Raw genomic sequence first — 17,064 nt, forward strand, 5'->3', positions numbered from 1 at the left:
GGTTCTCGCATCTGCGAGGCACACTTTAACCTTTGTTGATTAAGCTTTTCAGGATTGAGAATGTACCTCTTGTGAACAGGAAACGCTATATATCGACTTTTATTTAATCTAAATCTTTCTTGAACTACTTTAAAGACTTTGACAATTCAAGTCTGAATTAGCGGTTCTCTGAATATTTCTGAGTCTTAAATGTTAAGAAATGTGTGCGTTCGCACTGTTAATCCATTGACTTAGTTGCTCAAACAGTTGAAGATAAAGGAGAGGGGCTAACATAGCGATGTCTTTTAGTGGCGGAACTTAAGCATCTCATCAAGTTGCTTCTCCTGACAATCCCCTATCCAATCGGACTCCTTGTACAGCAAGTCTTTCAGGAGTTCTCTGCACCACAAGTAACACTTATAAGCAACACTTATAGTAAACATGAATAACCTGATTAATCCTGAGCCAAACAAAGTAGTCAATCGTTATTTGACTGTGTTTCAGCGTAAAACACTTGAAAATACTCTTCAAAAGGAACTATCAGAACAGTATCGCCAACGGATTTTAATCATGTTGTTGACTGATGAAGGAAAAACCCAAAGCGAAATCTGCCAAATCTTGAACTGTTGTCCAGCGACAGCCAGACATTGGATATTGATGGCAAAGACGGGAATGTCACACCAATGGCAGAACTCTCCAATTGGTCGCCCTAAAACTATTAACGATCAATATTTGGATCGATTACAAGAACTTGTGAATCATAGTCCTCAAGATTACGGTTATGCTTTTCGAAGATGGACTGGCAAGTGGTTAAGTCAGCATTTAGCTAGAGAATTGGGAATAGAAGTCAATGAACGTCATATTAATCGACTGCTGCACAAAATGGGATTATCCACGAGTTATCATCCGGAAAGACCCGATGATTCTCTTGAAAATACCCATAAATGTCGAATTATAATCAGGGATTTATCATCTACAGACCTAGAAAAATAGGTTTAGCTTTCTGCCAGAAAAGTTGAATGTGTTTTTCTACTCCCTGCTTAATTTCTCGACAAAGCATTTTCAAGTGAGAGAATTCTATGGCCCAACAATCTCAGCCTACTCTGTCTGTACTAACTTTAAATCGTATCTTTGGTGAGACCCTTTCTGAAAGCCATTTTCAGCAATGTCTGAGTCAAATTCAGTCTATTACGCCGAAAGTCGGTAAATTTTGGCAAAGTTCTACATCAAAGGCTGGTATTTATATCATTATTTTGGGTAAAGTTAGACTCTTAGATACTGATGATGAATTAATCGCTACTTTAGGCACAGGAGAGTTTTTTGGGGAATTGACACTCTTTCCTGAAGAAAATTTTCTGCCTTATGATGCTAGGGCTTCTTTAAATTTAAAGCTTTGTTTTTTGCCATATACAGTCATTTTTTACTTATTAAATGCTTATCCTTCCATTCGAGAAAGACTGTTGCAACAAGCACAAACTCGCAATGCCTTACTCCTTAAATCGGAGCATTTACCATCCTTAGAATCGTCTCAACTAGAAATAACGAATCATTGGTCAGTTGTTGCCGAAGAAATCCAACCAGGGCGAAAAATTCAAAAAGCCTATTTTCCGACTCCCACTTCTCGGATCGGACATTGGTTACAGCGTATTATCCGTCGTTATCCCTTTTTTGCTCAACAAAGTGCTTCCGACTGTGGTGCAGCGTGTTTAGTTATGATCTCACGTTATTGGGGTAAACGGTTCAGTGTTAACCGAATACGGGATATTGCTAATGTTGATCGCAATGGTGCTTCTCTACGAGGTTTAGTCGCTGCCGCTGAAAGTGTCGGGTTTTCTACTCGTCCTGTCAAAGCTAGTTTAGACCAATTGGCTAAACAACCTTTACCTGCGATCGCTCATTGGGAAGGAAAACACTATATTGTTGTTTATGAGATCACCCGCAAAGAAGTCATTATCGGCGATCCCGCTATCGGACAATTGACTCTCACTTACCGAGAATTTCGAGAAAAATGGACAGGTTATACCCTGTTGTTACAACCCACCGCTCTTTTCAAAAATACTCAAGAAACAGTTACTCCTTTTTGGCAATTTTTTGAATTGATGAAGCCTTACGGCTTAGTTTTATTTGAAGTTTTTATCGCCTCATTGTTGATTCAAATTTTTGGACTGATTACCCCTATTTTTACTCAATTAATTTTAGATCGAGTGGTGGTACAACGCTCTGAGTTAACGCTTTTTGCCGTTGGGTTAGGTTTATTGATTTTTGGCATTTTTAAAGTCATGATGATGGGCTTACGCCAATACTTGCTAGATCATACCTCTAATAAAGTGGATTTGGCTTTAATTGTGGGGTTTATTCGTCATACTTTACGGCTACCTTTAAGTTTTTTCGAGTCTCGTTATGTGGGAGATATTATTTCTCGTGTTCAGGAAAATCGTAAAATTCAACGGTTTTTGTCGGGAGAAGCTTTATCTATCTTACTTGATCTCCTAACGGTATTTATCTATGTTGGGTTAATGTTTTGGTACAGTTGGAAAATGGCTCTTTTGGTCTTAGTAATTGTGCCACCATTCTTTCTACTTGCTTTGATTGCTACCCCATTTTTACGGCGTATTTCACGAGAAATTTTTAATTCTTTTGCCAATGAGAGTAGTTATCTAATTGAGGTATTATCAGGAATTCGTACCGTTAAATCAACGGCTGTTGAGCAGACTGTGCGCTGGCATTGGGAAGAATTATTACAGCAAGAAATTACCAAGAGTTTTTCAGGGCAAGTTATCAGTAATCGCTTGCAGATTTTTAGTAACTTAATTGAATCCTTGATGACCACTGCAATGCTTTGGTTTGGAGCATCTTTGGTGATAAAAGATCAGTTAACTATTGGTCAATTAGTGGCTTTTAATATGCTCCTAGCTAATGTGATTACTCCTTTTCAACGCTTAACAATTCTCTGGAATCAAGTTCAAGAAGTGGTCATTGCAGTGGAACGAATTAATGATGTTTTAGAAGCTGAACCCGAAGAAGATTTACATCATCAAGTTCGCCAAACCTTACCCCCCATTAAGGGCGATATTTGCTTTCAACAAGTCACTTTTCGTTATCATCCTGAAAGTGATATTAATGTTTTAGAAAATTTGAGTTTTGATATCAAATCAGGTCAAATGATTGCTTTAGTTGGACGTAGCGGTTCAGGAAAAACAACCATTTCTAAATTAGTCTTAGGATTATATCCTCCTACGGATGGAAAAGTGTTCATTGATGGACAAGATATTACTACCCTCTCCCTTCGTTCTCTGCGTCATCAAATTGGTGTCGTTGACCAAGATACTTTCTTATTTGGGGGAACAATTCGAGAAAATATTAGTTTAGGACATCCGGGGGCAAAATTAGAAGAAGTAATGTCAGCGGCACGACTCGCAGGTGCGGATGAATTTATTAAAAAATTACCGATGGGATATGAAACACAAATTGGAGAAGGAGGCGGAATGTTATCGGGAGGACAACGCCAAAGATTAGCCATTGCTAGAGCCTTATTAGGGAATCCTAAACTCTTAGTTTTAGATGAGGCTACTTCTCATCTTGATGCTGAATCTGAGCGAATTATTCAGAATAACTTAAATCAAATTTTACAAGGAAGAACAACCCTAGTTATTGCTCATCGTCTTTCAACTGTGCGTAATGCTGATTTAATTTTAGTGCTAGATAAAGGCATTCTTATTGAACAGGGAACCCATGAAGAATTAATGGCTAAACGAGGGCATTATTATTATCTTAATCATCAACAATTAGATGTTGCTTAATCCCCTTTAATTATTACCTTGTCCTATTTAGTTTAACTAATTGGAGTTCTTATGCCAGATCATGTCAATGTTAATGGAAAAGTTGATTCTCAAAATTCTCAAGAAAAAAATCAAGAGGACTATATTATTATCGAATCGACCCCCGAATCACAACCCTCTCAAGATTGGTCTTATGCTACCAAAGAATTGTTAGATACTTTACCCCGAGCATGGACAAGAGGATTACTCTATTTTATCTTTCTTTTTGTAGCGATTGGTTTACCTTGGGCAATTCTTTCTAAAGTGGATGAAACCGGAACAGCACCAGGAAGAATTGAACCTCAAGAAGAAACGATAAAACTTGATTCTGCGGTGACAGGAACGGTATCTAAAATTGAGGTCAAAGAGGGTGAATCAGTTAAAGCTGGACAAGTATTAATTGTTTTAGAATCAGACCTTGTGAAAAGTGATTTAATCCAAGCTCAAGATAAATTAGAAGGGCAGTTAAATCGCCTAAATCAACTCAATTTATTAAAAAATCAATTAATTTTTTCTCTCTCAACCCAAAAACAGCAAAATCAAGCAGGAGAACTTGAAAAACAATCTCAAATTGACCAAGCACAGCAAAGTTTAGAAAGCCTTAAAAATACTTACAGTTTGATAGAATCAGAGAAAAATGCCCAACTGAGACAAGCAGAGGTGAGTTGGAAAAACTTCCAAACCTCCTATGAAATAGCGAAAATTCAATTAACTAATGCTCAAAGAGAGATTGAACGCTATCAAAATGCGTGGCAAGAGGGAATTGCTTCAGAAATTCAAGTCGTTCAAAAGAAAGATGAAGCACAGGAAAAACAAAAAATTTATGAACAAAGTAAAGCGGATATTCAACAAGCACGGCTGCGTATTGCTGAACAAAAAAGTAGTTATCAAAAGTCTCTTAAGGAATCACAATCGGATATCGAACAGGCAAAATTACGCTTAAGTGAACAAAAAAGAAGCTTACAAACTTTAGTTCACTCTAACGAACTAGCCCTATTAAAAATTGAAGAACAATTAAAGAATATCGAGACGGATGTTACCTCTCTTAAAGCTGAAATTGAGCAAACCAAAGGTCAAATTAACTCTTTAAATTTTCAACTGTCTCAACGCACTTTAAAAGCTCCTGTGAGTGGTATTGTCTTTCAATTACCGATTCAAAAAGCGGGCGCTGTCGTACAGCCAGGGACTCGTATTGCTGAAATTGCTTCAGGAAAATCTCCTTTAATCCTACGCGCCCAAATGCCGACGACGGAAAGTGGCTCACTACAAGAGGGTTTACCCGTAAAACTGAAATTTGATGCCTATCCTTTTCAAGATTATGGTTTATTAGAAGGGAAGTTATCAAAAATTTCGCCTACCACTTCTCAAATCGATACCCCTAATGGTAAAATCGAAGTCTATCGGGTAGAAGTAACCCTTAATCAAACCTGTATGCCCAGTGCGGATCAATGTATTCCTCTACGTCCGGGTGATACGGCAACGGCAGAGGTTATTGTGCGACAACGACGCATTATTGATTTTGTTTTAGATCCGTTTAAGAAGTTACAAAAAGGTGGGTTTAAATTGTAATAATTTTTCTGTCAAGTAACCCGCTAGTGTTTTAAATTTTAACGTAATTATTGTTAAATAACTATTCACAGGATTCAACGAGGTAAATACCATGTCAAAAACAATTACTATTACTAATGAAGATATTCTTCAGCAAGTTAAACTATCTTTCAAACTACCAGAGATTATTAAAGAAGTAATTAAGCGTAAAATTATTGAAAGTGTGGCTGAAGAAATGGCATTTAGTGCCGAAACAGAAGAACTACAAGAAGCGGCTGATCAATTGAGATTAGCTTATAAATTATTAAGTGCTGATGATACTTGGCAATGGTTAGAAAAGTTTGATCTATCCATAGATGATTTTGAAGATATGGCAAGGATGAAAGTTTTGACTAAGAAATTAGCTCGGCACTTTTTAGTTGATAAAATCGACCCTTATTTTTATGATAATCAATTAAATTATTCACAAGCCTTTTTATACGAGGTAATTTTGGATAATGAAGATGAAGCAATAGAGATATTTTTTGCACTTCAAGAGGATGAAATAACTTTTTTTGACGTAGCGCAAAAGTACATTAAAGACAAAGAATTAAAACGTAAAGGGGGTTATTTGGGTTCAATCAAAAAAACAGATATGAAACCAGAAATTTCAGCGAAAGTATTTGCCTCAAATCCTCCCCAATTATTAAAACCTATTGTTACTGCTAAGGGAGTACATTTAATTAAAGTTGAGGAAATTACTCACCCAGACTTAACTGAGTCATTACGCTATCAAATTTTGGCAGATTTGTTATCTGATTGGTTAAATAAACAGATGGCTACTATGATTGTAGAAAAGTTATTAAGTACCTAAGCAAAATTAATTACACATATCTAACCCCCTCTTGCCTTTTGCCTCTTGCCTTTTGCCTATCTTCACTAGGAAATTAATTTTGCACGACTACTTAAAATAAGTGGTTTGAAAATACCGCAATATTACGGGACTAATCTATTTACTAATTAAAACCCCTCCGATTGCTCAGAGGGGTTAATGATAATAAGTTTAACGAGTTTTAGCTATTACCACCGAACGCAAATAGCAGTCCACAAAATTACGACTGCTCCTCGCCCACCTTGAATCATCTGCTCGTCATCAGTTAGATCATAAAGGAAACTTTCAGAATCAGTGAATAAATCAGCACCAGCAGGACGAAGATCGGAAATAACAATGTTAGCCATGGTTTTGACTCCTTATGTGAGTAAAAAGACAATTAACTTCGGTTAATTACCTAATTACCATAGTCCCTTACTCATTTTAAAAATGCAAGAGGTTTTAACTTATAAAAAAGACCTAATAGGTGTAGTTAAGTTCAGTACAATCACATCTAGATAGATCAAAAAACTCTTAACTTTTCCTTGTTTTTGCGGAGAGACGGCTTAAAGATAATCTTCAAAACTTGGGGTTTTTACTGAAAATGCTCTTAATCTTCTTTTCTTTTTTCTCATAAGTGCATCAATTATGTCTTTTTTTTTGAGAAGAGTTCTATCTCTCGTCTAAATTAAAATCGGCGTTATATGCTTGCGGGATGATGCAGAATGGGGAAGAAAAATTTTAGTCGGCGATCGCCCTCATGAACAAATCAAGATGAACTGTCCACAATCTGACTCTAATAATATTAGAAAAAACGGTCATAGAAGAGGAAAACCCAAAGTTTGGGGGTTAGAGCGGCTAAAAACTCTAGTTTTGAAAATAGATGAGGTTTAAGCAGCATAATAATGCTTACTTTGAACAATGTGAGGCTCTAGGAAGGTCAACAAATTTACTATAGTTTTGACCTCTAAGATTGCTTTTCAGGCTGACAATCGCTGAAAAGCCTTTTCATTAGGGATTTTAGGCATTTTTTCGAGATCCCTGACAGGAAGTTTTGTACCTACCAGAACAGACAAAAAAACAAAAATGATATTGCAAGCACCTTTGTTTACCTGTTCATCATCTCTGAATTAATGCCTTTTTCCATTTGTCGGGGAGTGATCACTGGACTCGAATCTCCCCTAGTATTTGTTAGGATTAAAACAAGTCATAAATATCTTCAGAGCCTTGATTTAAATAAGGATGCTCTAAGTTAATTCTTAACGTGGAAAATTGCTCAATAATAGCTTCCAATCGCTCCCTTACTGAACTATCCCCTCGTTGATGAGCTTCTAACAATCCATTAGCGACTATTTGACAGCGATTTGTGCCAAAACTATCTTGCTCACTTAACTTTTGCTCTGGTTCTTCTCCTAACCCTAAACCTGACGCTAAAAACTTAGTAAATAAGGGAATTTCTGGCTTAAAATAGGATTGATTCTCCTGATATATCTGAGACAAAATCGGTTTAATTTTTGCATAATTTTCCTTTTCTAGGTACAAGACTCCTGCATCATAACGATGATAATCATCAGGATTGTATAACACCTTAAAATGAAAAAATACAGGCAACTGATTGAGTTGTTTAGTTAGACTAGCCATGCAAGATATCGCTCCTTCATGAGTAATATTAAAATAAACTCTAACTAACTTACTTTTAGGGTTAGGTTCAACATTACTCGCCGCTAAATAAAACCCCTTTTGCAACAAATTTTTCGGCATTCGGATAGCGACAGTTTCTCCTATATTGGGGATAGATTGAGAAGTTTTAAAATGTTTTGCTGGCTCAACATGAAGTCTTAAACCTCCTTTACTCACCACTATCATTCCATCTTCTTCGTAGCGTAAAACTAACCAACCATCGTCAAAATATCCCTCGCCAAAATTGTTATTATGTAATTCTTCCATGAAGGATGTATCTATCCCTAAAACCGTGTCATTTTCTAAATCTAATGAAGAAGAATTACTTGAATTATCCAGAGATAAAATTTTTCGTAAAGAACCATTGTAATAAACCCCATAAAGAAACCCTTGAAGTTGTAAACTAAGATACTTTTTCTGCAACTCTAAAGGTAGATTTTGAAATTTCTCTCGCGCTTCTATCGGTAATTGCCAAGGCTGATAATTAGGATGAGAAATACAAAAATCTGCTTGAATTTCTACAGTGGTAGCAATTTCTTTAAGAAGTTCGAGTAATTGGGAATTAACGGGGAAAACATTCATCATTTTTATCCTCATTGAATACAATTAAAATACGATGTTAGCACCAAAAACAGTAGTTATTGAAGCTTGAGGACGACATAATAAGGTTTTAGCGACCTGTAGCATAGCAATTCCTAAATTACCAAAGACTTTGTGATACTGAATCATTGCTTGAATTTGTTGGATTAATCCTAAACCAGCAAACTGAATTACTCTTTCAATAAAATCAGGGCGAATTTCTAAAATTTCTGGAAAAATTTCTAGGTAATTTTGTATTAAAATCTTTAAGGAAGGTTGAATGTTTTCTAGGGGAATTGTCGCTAATTTGAGAGAAGTTTCAATACTTAGAGTGCGACTAATCACTAAACTATTTAACCAAAGTTGTAAATAACTGCTAATGAGCATCCCTAAATCAAAAGCTGGATCTCCCCAACTCGCTCTTTCCCAATCAATAACACACAGCAATTTTTGATCAAGATTTTGCCAATTTTTAGACAGTAAAATATTGTTGATTTTTAAATCACTATGGGTTAAACAAGAGGGTTGAAAAGCTTGTTTTAATTCTGATATAGCTTGTCCTAAGCTATCGTATTTCTGATAGAGAACAAAAAACTTCAAACCATCAGCAGGAACGACACTAAAGATCTCAGGAGTAATTCTTTCTAACCCTTCAATTAAGAACTTCAAAGGTTCTGGTGAAAGTGGGTTTTTATCTGCTGTCCAAAAGTTTTTATATTCTTCATTTTGGAAAGTTTCTCGATGAAGAAAAGCAGAAAAATAGCCAATGTCTTTTGCAATCTTGATTGGAAAATTAGAAGTCTGATAAAGATTTGTGAGATCCTGATAATCCTCTAGATAATGAAAGACTAAAATTGAGTTATCTGGATCAAAATGAATGACTCTATTCACATAGTTTTTAAGTAGACAAAATTCAGGAAGTTGCCGCAAAAACTCCCGGCTTTTCCATTCCCCAAAAAATTCTCCGATCACTTTTCCTTGTTTCTGATAACGTTCCTGTTTAACCAATAGCTTAGACTGATCAGAAAACGTTACTAATAAATTAAAATTCTTAGCTTCAATTAACTCAACCTTTTCTAAATACTTTTGTCCTGTGTTGAGTAAGTTTTGCTCAGAAAGATAACTAAAAACATTAGATGAATTAAGTGCAAAGACCATTCTACCTCCAATAAACGCTATCATTATTTTTTTATTTGGTTCTTAGAAAGAATATCACTTTTTTGCAAGACTTAAAAGAAATATTTATGTCTTAATTTTGAAATGCCGACCAAAAGTGCAACAGAACCTAGGCAAGAGATTAAGCCGAATCTCTCAAGAGACATGGGATAGATTTGTATCATTTTACATGAGATTGTCAACACAAAAAAGGATAGCAGGGTAAGCTCATCTAATTTGCATAAAATTAGCGATTTTTGCCACTAGACCAATCTGGCAGTGGCAGCTCTCATAAATTATCGGCAGCAAGAATTGACTTTTTTTATCCCTTTCGTCTCTTTTATGCACAAAAAAGATCGCTTGTCAAGAGCGATCGCCAATTAAATTGCCAGTTAAACTGATAGGCTATTCTCTTGCTTGGCAGTGGCAAAATGCCGCTCGATCAGGGAGGGGACATCTTGGGGAGCCACCTGATTATAATGCTTTTTATCGGGCATAACCACCAGATTCGGCCCTTTTTTGCACTGTTTTAAACAGCCGGTTAATTTAATATTCACCGCTTCTCCCAGTCCTTTTTCCCCTAAATCACTCTCTAACCTTTGGCAGACTCTCGCACCGCCATTTTTCCAACAATCGGACTTCTGACAGATTAAGACGGTGGCTTTTTTCGCTTTTGCCGGGGCCACTTCTGGGGTTTTTTCGCCGGATAAATGCTCGATCCCTAGTACCCTAAGTTTTAATTTTCCCGTCTTTGAACAAAGACTACTTTCTCCCGTCACTTTTAGCCATGAGTGGAGAGCAATATTGAGAGATATGTGGTCTCGCAGTGTTTTTTCGGGCTTAAACCAATATTCTCGTTTATCAACACTGATTCTCAGGTATTTTACCTTATATCCGTCCTTGAGGACAAAACCGAGGAATTGACCGACCACTTGAAAGGAAACCATGGTAGTTGTAGATTTTGACATACTTTCTCACTTTTTAGGCTCAGATTGCTAATTTTTCTCAAGGATTAGGCCTGCCAACAGGGTTCCAGCCAACCGATTAAAGAGCCTCGGCAAGTCTCTAGCTGCCGCAGGACAGTCCACAGCTGTAAAAGTTGAGCCGGTCTAGCGATGCAAACCTGTAAAGGCTTATGGAGCAAGCATTTACATTCAATGTCCAGGACCTGCAGCCGGTGGTAGAGCTGCCAGCGCTCCCAAGCACTAAGAGGGAAGATTTTCTCTCCTTCCGATGGCAATTTGTCTATACTCATGGGGCTTTTAATTGAGAAATATTATTAATATAACTCTAGGCTGATGTTCTCAGTATAGCCGACAACTGCAAATAATTATCAATAACCTGAAGAAAAAAAGTTACCTAGTAGCGGCGATCGGCTAAAATCTTGCTATTGTTGGCTGGTGCGCTTTGCCGATCCCGGAATCGCTACCGCCTAGAATTGTCAAAGGGATAAAAATGGAGATAACAAGATTTATTGAGGAAAATTATGGATAAAAAAGCTCAAAAAAACGGTAATTCCGCAATTCTCTATTTTGATGGTGGTTCTCGCGGCAATCCGGGGAGAGCAGCCGGTGCAGCGGTAATAGTTTTAGCCGAGGGTAATTCCTTGACCACGACTAGATATATGGAGAGAGCCACTAATAACGAGGCTGAATACACGGGATTGATTATTGGATTGGAAAAAGCCCAAGAATTAGGCTTAAAAAGCCTAGAAATTCGCGGAGACAGTCAATTAGTCATCAATCAAGTTAAGGGAGACTGGAAGGTAAAAAGCGATAGTTTACGTCCCTTTTATCAGCGTGCTTGTCAATTAGTTGCCCGATTCGATCGCATTAGCTGGTGCTGGATTGAACGAGCTAAAAATAGTTTGGCTGACGCTGCTGCCAATCATTGTCTGGATGCGGCGAAAAAATCGCCAGAAAAACCAAAGGAAGGCGAAACTAATCTCGATATTCTGCTCCAATCCCTGAAACCAGTCCTAAATACCGAAGAATTCGTTTTTTCTTCCCTAACAGCAACAGGACTAGAACAGCTACAATTAACTCCTATCTGCCAATTTCAGGAAGAGGAAGGCCTAACGGTGATTATTCCCCGTCAGCAAGCCGATCGCACGGGTTTGCAGTACAAATATATTTATAGACAAATTACTCTTTCTGTGCATTCCAGTTTAGCAGCGGTGGGATTTTTAGCGGCAATTAGCGAGAAACTGGCCGAAGCGGCAATTAGCGTCAATGTCATTTCCGGTTATTATCACGATCATTTATTTATCCCTAGGGATAGGGTGACAGAAGCGATGGCTATTCTCGAAGAAATTAGCCGCTCATAACAGGAGTCAGAAGTCAGTATTCAGTATTCAGTATTCAGTTACCAGATGTGAGTTTTCAATTCACTGTTTACTGTTCACTGATCACTGAAAAAACAGGATTTAGGATTATTTGCCCTCCTCTGAGGAATTTTTCACCGTTTCTTCTAGGAGAACTACCGGTTCTTTTTCCCGCTGCTGCGAGCGGATGATATCGATGGTACTTTTCAGGACACTAGCGATGGGAACTGCTATCAATAAACCGAGAATTCCTGCCACTTTGCCCCCGATAAAAAGAGATAAAATAATCCAGACGGGATTAAGTCCGATCATACCTCCCATTAACCGCGGGGCGATGACATTATCATTAATTTGACCGACAATAATGGTCAGGGTCAAAACTTTTAACCCTAACCAAAAATCTTGAAACATCAGTAGGGTACTAATGCCAATAATGGTAAAGGCACTGGCAAAAGGAATTAATGTAGTTAGACCGATCGCCACCCCGAATAATAGGGCATAATCGACCTTGAGAATCACAAAAACAAAAATTTGAGCAAGGCTGAGAATTCCCGCTAAAATGGTTTGACCGGCAAAATAGGTTTCAAAAGTTTGACGAATAATCGTTCTTAATTTGAAATTCCAGGGGGACGGAATCCAGCTAAAAATTCCCTCCCAAATTTGTTCGCCATAGAGAACAAGAAAGACAGTTAGAACCAGAACAAATAGAATGTTTAAGATACTGTTGATAGTTCCCAGTACAAAGCTCAGTAATTGAGTGCTAAGAGTTTGTAAAACATTGGTTAGTCGTTCCGATAACTGGGTGATTGATTGCTCGATATAAATCGCATATTTCTGAGTTTTATCCCACTTTTCTAAATTTTGTATCTGTTCGGTTCCCGACTCGATCCACTGGGGCAAACTATTGATTAAACTGCTTAATTGTTCGACAATCTGGGGAATTAAAATTAAACCTAAAACAATCAAAATTAATAGGGCAATTAAAAAGACAATAGCGATCGAACCACTGCGATTAACCCCGCGTCTTTGCAGCAGTTTGATGGGAACATCTAAGACAAAAGCTAGTAAACTAGCAGTGACAAAAATACTGACTAAGGGTTCTAGGTAGCTAAATAATTGGAATAATAACCAGCCATTGAGAAATAAGAGCGGAAAAACTAGACTTAGCCGCAACCAACGAGGTAGTTGCTTAAAAAGCTCTATCATATAATTAATTTTTTTCTGAGAGAGTATCGAGGTAAAAAGAGACTTTTCTAACCAGAAATCCTCTTTCAATCTAGCATCTCCTCGTTACTTTTCTGGTCCAAGCAACCCTGAAACTCTTATCCTAACCTTATGGAGCTAAGCGGATTCGAACCGCTGACCCCCTCAATGCCATTGAGGTGCTCTACCAACTGAGCTATAGCCCCTTGAAGACCATTTTTTAGTATAGCTTAAATAGAATTATTTTGTCAAGGGGTGACGAGAAAAAAAATTTGTCACTCCAAAGGCGATCGCTGATAAGACAAGGGTGAAACAATCGCCCCCATTTAGACAGGAGCCGGAATTTGGGTTAAATAGGTTAAACAGTGACCCATGAGGAAATAAACTACTAACATAGCCGCTGCCGCTGCTGCCACTAAGGTTCCTGCCAGCATCAAGGAAAACTCTTGCTTGTCGAACGCTTGCTGCATCAGATGCAATGACCAAGCCACAAGACCGAGGTCAAAGATGAGAATCGGAACTAACATATTTTAAATTTTGTTAACTTTCATCTATTCTAATACATAATTTTCCCCAGGGATAATCGGACGGAAGTTAAAAACAGGGATTTTTTGCCGGTGTCTCGATCACGGCTGTCAGCCGACAGCCATTAGCTTTCAGTAATAAACCGCCCGCAAATTTAAATTGCTTGTTGAGATTAGGCAAGAGGCAAGCGGCAAGAGGCAACAGTAAGCGGTTAAAATGTGTCTTAGCTTAGGTCTAAACCTTGCTCTTCTTGGGTTGCAGCCTAAAGAAATCCTTTTCCCGAAAAACCGACTTAATCACTAGATTAAGTTCTGCAAATCTTGCCCTCATTTTCCCTGGCTAACGCACGGGTACTTGTTGATTTTGCAGATAATTTTTGACCTCAGCGATGGTTAATTGACCATAATGGAGCAAAGAAGCCAATAAAGCCGCTTCTGCCCGCCCTTCCGTCAATGCTTCGTAGATATGCTGACAATTGCCCGCTCCTCCAGAGGCAATCACAGGAATCTCCACCCTTTCAGCGATCGCTTTTGTCAAGGCCAGATCGTAACCCGCTTGCGTGCCGTCGGCATCCATACTGGTAACTAACAACTCACCCGCCCCGCGTTTTTCCACTTCTTGGGCCCATAATAAAGCATCAATACCCGTATTTTCGCGTCCACCCCGAACATAAACCTCCCAACCGGGGTTATGCCCATCCTTGCGTCGTCTAGCATCAATCGCCACCACAATACACTGTTTTCCAAAGCGATCGCTGGCTCGATCGAGCAATTCCGGCTCGCGCACGGCAGCCGAGTTAATGCTGACTTTATCGGCCCCGGCTCTTAACAAATTTTTAATATTTTCTAAGGATTGGATACCGCCACCCACTGTCAGAGGAATAAAAACCTGTTCCGCCGTACGATAGACTACATCAATAATCGTGTCCCGATCTTCATGGGTAGCAGTAATATCAAGAAAAACCAACTCATCGGCCCCTGCCTGATTATACAAGCGAGCTAACTCCACGGGGTCGCCAGCATCCTGAAGATTGACAAAATTAACCCCTTTAACCACCCGACCTTTATTGACATCCAAACAAGGCAAAATCCGCTTCGCTAACATATCCTAGACTCTTGATTGTAACAATGGCCATCAAACGATCGCACAATTCCCCCCCGGCTGCCGAGGAAAATCTGCTCACTCCCAATCCCACTATAGAAGAAACGGAAAAAGCAGCAGCGCAGATTCGTCCCCAATCCCTAGAGGATTATATCGGTCAACAGGACTTAAAGGCTAATCTAAAAGTCACCATCGCCGCAGCCAAAGCTAGACAAGAAGCGATCGATCATTTGCTCTTCTACGGACCGCCGGGGTTAGGAAAAACCACCATGGCTTTAATTTTAGCGGCCCAGATGGGAGTAAATTGCCGCATTACCGCCGCCCCCGCTTTAGAGCGTCCCCGGGACATTACCGGCATCCTGATCAATCTTCAACCCCGGGATATTCTTTTTATCGACGAAATTCATCGACTGAATCGGGTGACGGAGGAGTTATTATACCCAGCGATGGAAGATTATCGCCTGGATGTGACGATTGGCAAGGGTCAAGCGGCGAAAATTCGCAGTATTTCTTTACCTCCCTTTACTTTAATCGGTGCTACTACCAAAGTTGGCTCTTTAACTTCCCCTTTACGCGATCGGTTTGGCCTGATTCAACGTCTGCGTTTCTATACAATCGAGGAATTGACGGCAATTATTCTCAGAAGTGCCACTATTTTTAATATTCCCATTACTGAAGCGGGTGCGATCGAAATTGCCCGTCGCAGTCGGGGAACTCCACGCATTGCCAATCGTTTATTAAAACGAGTACGCGACTATGTACAGGTGAAGGGAGAAACGGTGATTACTCCCCAGTTAGCTGATCAGGGATTAAATGAATTAAATGTGGATTCTATGGGTTTAGATTGGACCGATCGATTAGTATTAAAGACGATGATCGAACAGTTTCAAGGTAGGCCTGTGGGATTGGAAGCGGTAGCGGCAGCCACGGGAGAAGATGCCAAGACGATCGAGGAGGTGTATGAGCCTTATTTATTACAAATAGGTTATCTTAATCGTACTGCCCGGGGTCGCGTAGTCACGGCAGCCGCCTACGAACATTTAGGCCTACTGGCGAAATTGCCGAAAAATAAGGATCGGAGTTTACCTTTGTTTGAGTTGTAGTTTTCTAGATAGGGCTGGCTGAATAAATCTGAAAACCTTGTTGGATTAAGACTTTTTCCGGGGGAAAATTCACACCCCACACCCCACACCCTAAAACCCTAATTACCTGGGTTTTAGCTTATTGGTGTCTTTAAATACCGGCTTGACTGCGTGAAATCACACAAGTCTTTATATAAAGGTCTTATCATAGTGATAGTAGCAAATTACATTGTTGTGATTGCTTGCCGCTTCTCATCTAGACTGTATTGGGATTGGTCAAAGCTAATTGCAATAGTGATCTTTTATAGTCAACATTTTTTAAGTCTGTTAGCGCCCTATGTCTGTCGTAAATCAAGAAAATCTTAAACTCGAAACTCTCACCCTGTTTCAAAAATACCAAAAAACAGGAGATAATAAGTTACGGGATCAAATTATGAAGTTAAACCTAGGATTAGTCAGAAGGGAAGCTCATCATTGGGTCAATCAATGCCATGAAAATTACGAAGATTTAGTGCAAGTTGGCTGTATGGGACTAATTCGGGCGATCGAGCGTTTTGACAGCAGCAAAGGTCATGCTTTTAGTTCCTTCGCTATTCCCTATATTCGCGGCGAAATTCAACACCATCTGCGCGATAAAGGTTATACAGTTCGTATTCCTCGTCGTTGGTTAGATTTAGGCAGACAAGCGGCCAATGTGCGTCGGCATTTCCAAACTGTCCACAATCGTCAACCCAATGATACGGAAATCTCCCTCGCTTTAAATATTTCGATCGAAGAATGGCAAGAGGTAAAACTGGCTTTCCAAAACCGTGAACCCCTCAGTCTCGATGTGACGGTTAATAACGATGAAGATAATAATACTTGTTTAAAAGACCTCGTTCCCGATCCCCGTTATCGCAGCTTTCAACTTTGTCAAGAGGATCGCATTCGTGTACAACAAGCTCTCGCTCAATTAGAAGAGAAAACCCGTCATATTCTCGAATTTGTCTTCCTTAAAGATCTTACTCAACGGGAAACCGCCGAACAATTAGGTATTAGTGTCGTTACCGTCTCCCGTCGGGTGAAAAAGGGTTTAGAAATGCTCAAGGAAACTATGATCCAAGAGGCATTTTAGCCCAATTATCGGTTCTCTTGACATCCTCGCCGCCGTAAAACGGACGGCGATTCCTCACCACGCCACCTTTTTAGAATGGTCGCTGAATGGGGTTGACGCTTCACGGG

General features: G+C 39.1%; 15 protein-coding genes and 1 tRNA gene. 7 read left to right on the plus strand and 9 right to left on the minus strand.

All coding sequences use genetic code 11. The annotated features are described in order from the left end of the window. Positions 1 to 420 precede the first annotated feature (420 nt). The 4 genes from BGL89_RS20940 (at position 421) to BGL89_RS20955 (ending at position 6,198) form a co-directional block, all read left to right on the plus strand. Positions 421 to 972, plus strand: coding sequence for a helix-turn-helix domain-containing protein (locus BGL89_RS20940; RefSeq protein ID WP_286827442.1), 552 nt, complete (start codon positions 421 to 423; stop codon positions 970 to 972). An 86-nt stretch (positions 973 to 1,058) separates the two neighbouring features. Further along, on the plus strand, positions 1,059 to 3,779 hold the full coding sequence (locus BGL89_RS20945) for a peptidase domain-containing ABC transporter (protein WP_286827443.1): 2,721 nt from the start codon (positions 1,059 to 1,061) through the stop codon (positions 3,777 to 3,779). Positions 3,780 to 3,830: 51 nt separating this feature from the next. Then, entirely contained in the window at positions 3,831 to 5,366 is a 1,536-nt protein-coding gene (locus BGL89_RS20950) for a beta-barrel domain-containing protein (protein ID WP_286827444.1), read from the plus strand. Between the two features lie 91 nt (positions 5,367 to 5,457). After that, entirely contained in the window at positions 5,458 to 6,198 is a 741-nt protein-coding gene (locus tag BGL89_RS20955) for a peptidylprolyl isomerase (protein ID WP_286827445.1), read from the plus strand. Between the two features lie 206 nt (positions 6,199 to 6,404). On the opposite strand, the gene BGL89_RS20960 is transcribed toward BGL89_RS20955, so the two are convergent. The 5 genes from BGL89_RS20960 to BGL89_RS21405 all read right to left on the minus strand — a co-directional run bounded on the left by BGL89_RS20960 (position 6,405) and on the right by BGL89_RS21405 (position 10,864). Further along, a complete protein-coding gene (locus BGL89_RS20960; RefSeq protein ID WP_286827447.1) occupies positions 6,405 to 6,563 on the minus strand; it encodes a hypothetical protein in 159 nt (52 codons plus the stop codon). Between the two features lie 829 nt (positions 6,564 to 7,392). Beyond that, positions 7,393 to 8,457, minus strand: a complete 1,065-nt coding sequence (locus BGL89_RS20965; RefSeq protein ID WP_286827448.1) for a T3SS effector HopA1 family protein — start codon at positions 8,455 to 8,457, stop codon at positions 7,393 to 7,395. A 24-nt stretch (positions 8,458 to 8,481) separates the two neighbouring features. Beyond that, positions 8,482 to 9,636, minus strand: a complete 1,155-nt coding sequence (locus BGL89_RS20970; RefSeq protein ID WP_286827450.1) for a phosphotransferase — start codon at positions 9,634 to 9,636, stop codon at positions 8,482 to 8,484. Positions 9,637 to 10,001: 365 nt separating this feature from the next. Further along, positions 10,002 to 10,577 (minus strand): (2Fe-2S) ferredoxin domain-containing protein, encoded by a 576-nt coding sequence (locus BGL89_RS20975; RefSeq protein WP_286827452.1) that lies wholly within the window; start codon positions 10,575 to 10,577, stop codon positions 10,002 to 10,004. Positions 10,578 to 10,621: 44 nt separating this feature from the next. Beyond that, positions 10,622 to 10,864 carry an Asr1405/Asl0597 family protein gene (locus BGL89_RS21405; protein ID WP_353743967.1) on the minus strand — a complete coding sequence of 81 codons (243 nt, stop codon included), beginning with the start codon at positions 10,862 to 10,864 and terminating at the stop codon, positions 10,622 to 10,624. 231 nt (positions 10,865 to 11,095) lie between these two features. On the opposite strand from BGL89_RS21405, the gene BGL89_RS20980 reads away from it, so the two are divergent. Beyond that, entirely contained in the window at positions 11,096 to 11,935 is an 840-nt protein-coding gene (locus BGL89_RS20980) for a reverse transcriptase-like protein (protein WP_286827454.1), read from the plus strand. Between the two features lie 105 nt (positions 11,936 to 12,040). Here the strand turns inward: BGL89_RS20980 and BGL89_RS20985 are convergent, their stop codons facing one another. The 4 genes from BGL89_RS20985 to hisF all read right to left on the minus strand — a co-directional run bounded on the left by BGL89_RS20985 (position 12,041) and on the right by hisF (position 14,764). Then, positions 12,041 to 13,138 (minus strand): AI-2E family transporter, encoded by a 1,098-nt coding sequence (locus BGL89_RS20985; protein ID WP_286827460.1) that lies wholly within the window; start codon positions 13,136 to 13,138, stop codon positions 12,041 to 12,043. A gap of 130 nt (positions 13,139 to 13,268) precedes the next feature. Beyond that, positions 13,269 to 13,341 (minus strand) — tRNA-Ala (locus BGL89_RS20990). 120 nt (positions 13,342 to 13,461) lie between these two features. After that, positions 13,462 to 13,662: a hypothetical protein gene (locus BGL89_RS20995; protein ID WP_002796074.1), complete on the minus strand. Its 201-nt coding sequence runs from the start codon at positions 13,660 to 13,662 to the stop codon at positions 13,462 to 13,464. Positions 13,663 to 13,999: 337 nt separating this feature from the next. After that, a complete protein-coding gene (gene hisF, locus BGL89_RS21000; protein ID WP_002787034.1) occupies positions 14,000 to 14,764 on the minus strand; it encodes an imidazole glycerol phosphate synthase subunit HisF in 765 nt (254 codons plus the stop codon). A 23-nt stretch (positions 14,765 to 14,787) separates the two neighbouring features. Between hisF and ruvB the strand changes: the two genes are divergently transcribed. Continuing rightward, a complete protein-coding gene (gene ruvB / locus BGL89_RS21005; RefSeq protein WP_286827457.1) occupies positions 14,788 to 15,864 on the plus strand; it encodes a Holliday junction branch migration DNA helicase RuvB in 1,077 nt (358 codons plus the stop codon). A gap of 316 nt (positions 15,865 to 16,180) precedes the next feature. Beyond that, on the plus strand, positions 16,181 to 16,957 hold the full coding sequence (locus BGL89_RS21010) for an RNA polymerase sigma factor SigF (protein WP_286827459.1): 777 nt from the start codon (positions 16,181 to 16,183) through the stop codon (positions 16,955 to 16,957). The last annotated feature ends 107 nt before the right edge of the window (positions 16,958 to 17,064 follow it).

Source organism: Microcystis sp. LSC13-02 (genome assembly GCA_002282935.1).
Taxonomy (GTDB): Bacteria; Cyanobacteriota; Cyanobacteriia; order Cyanobacteriales; family Microcystaceae; genus Microcystis.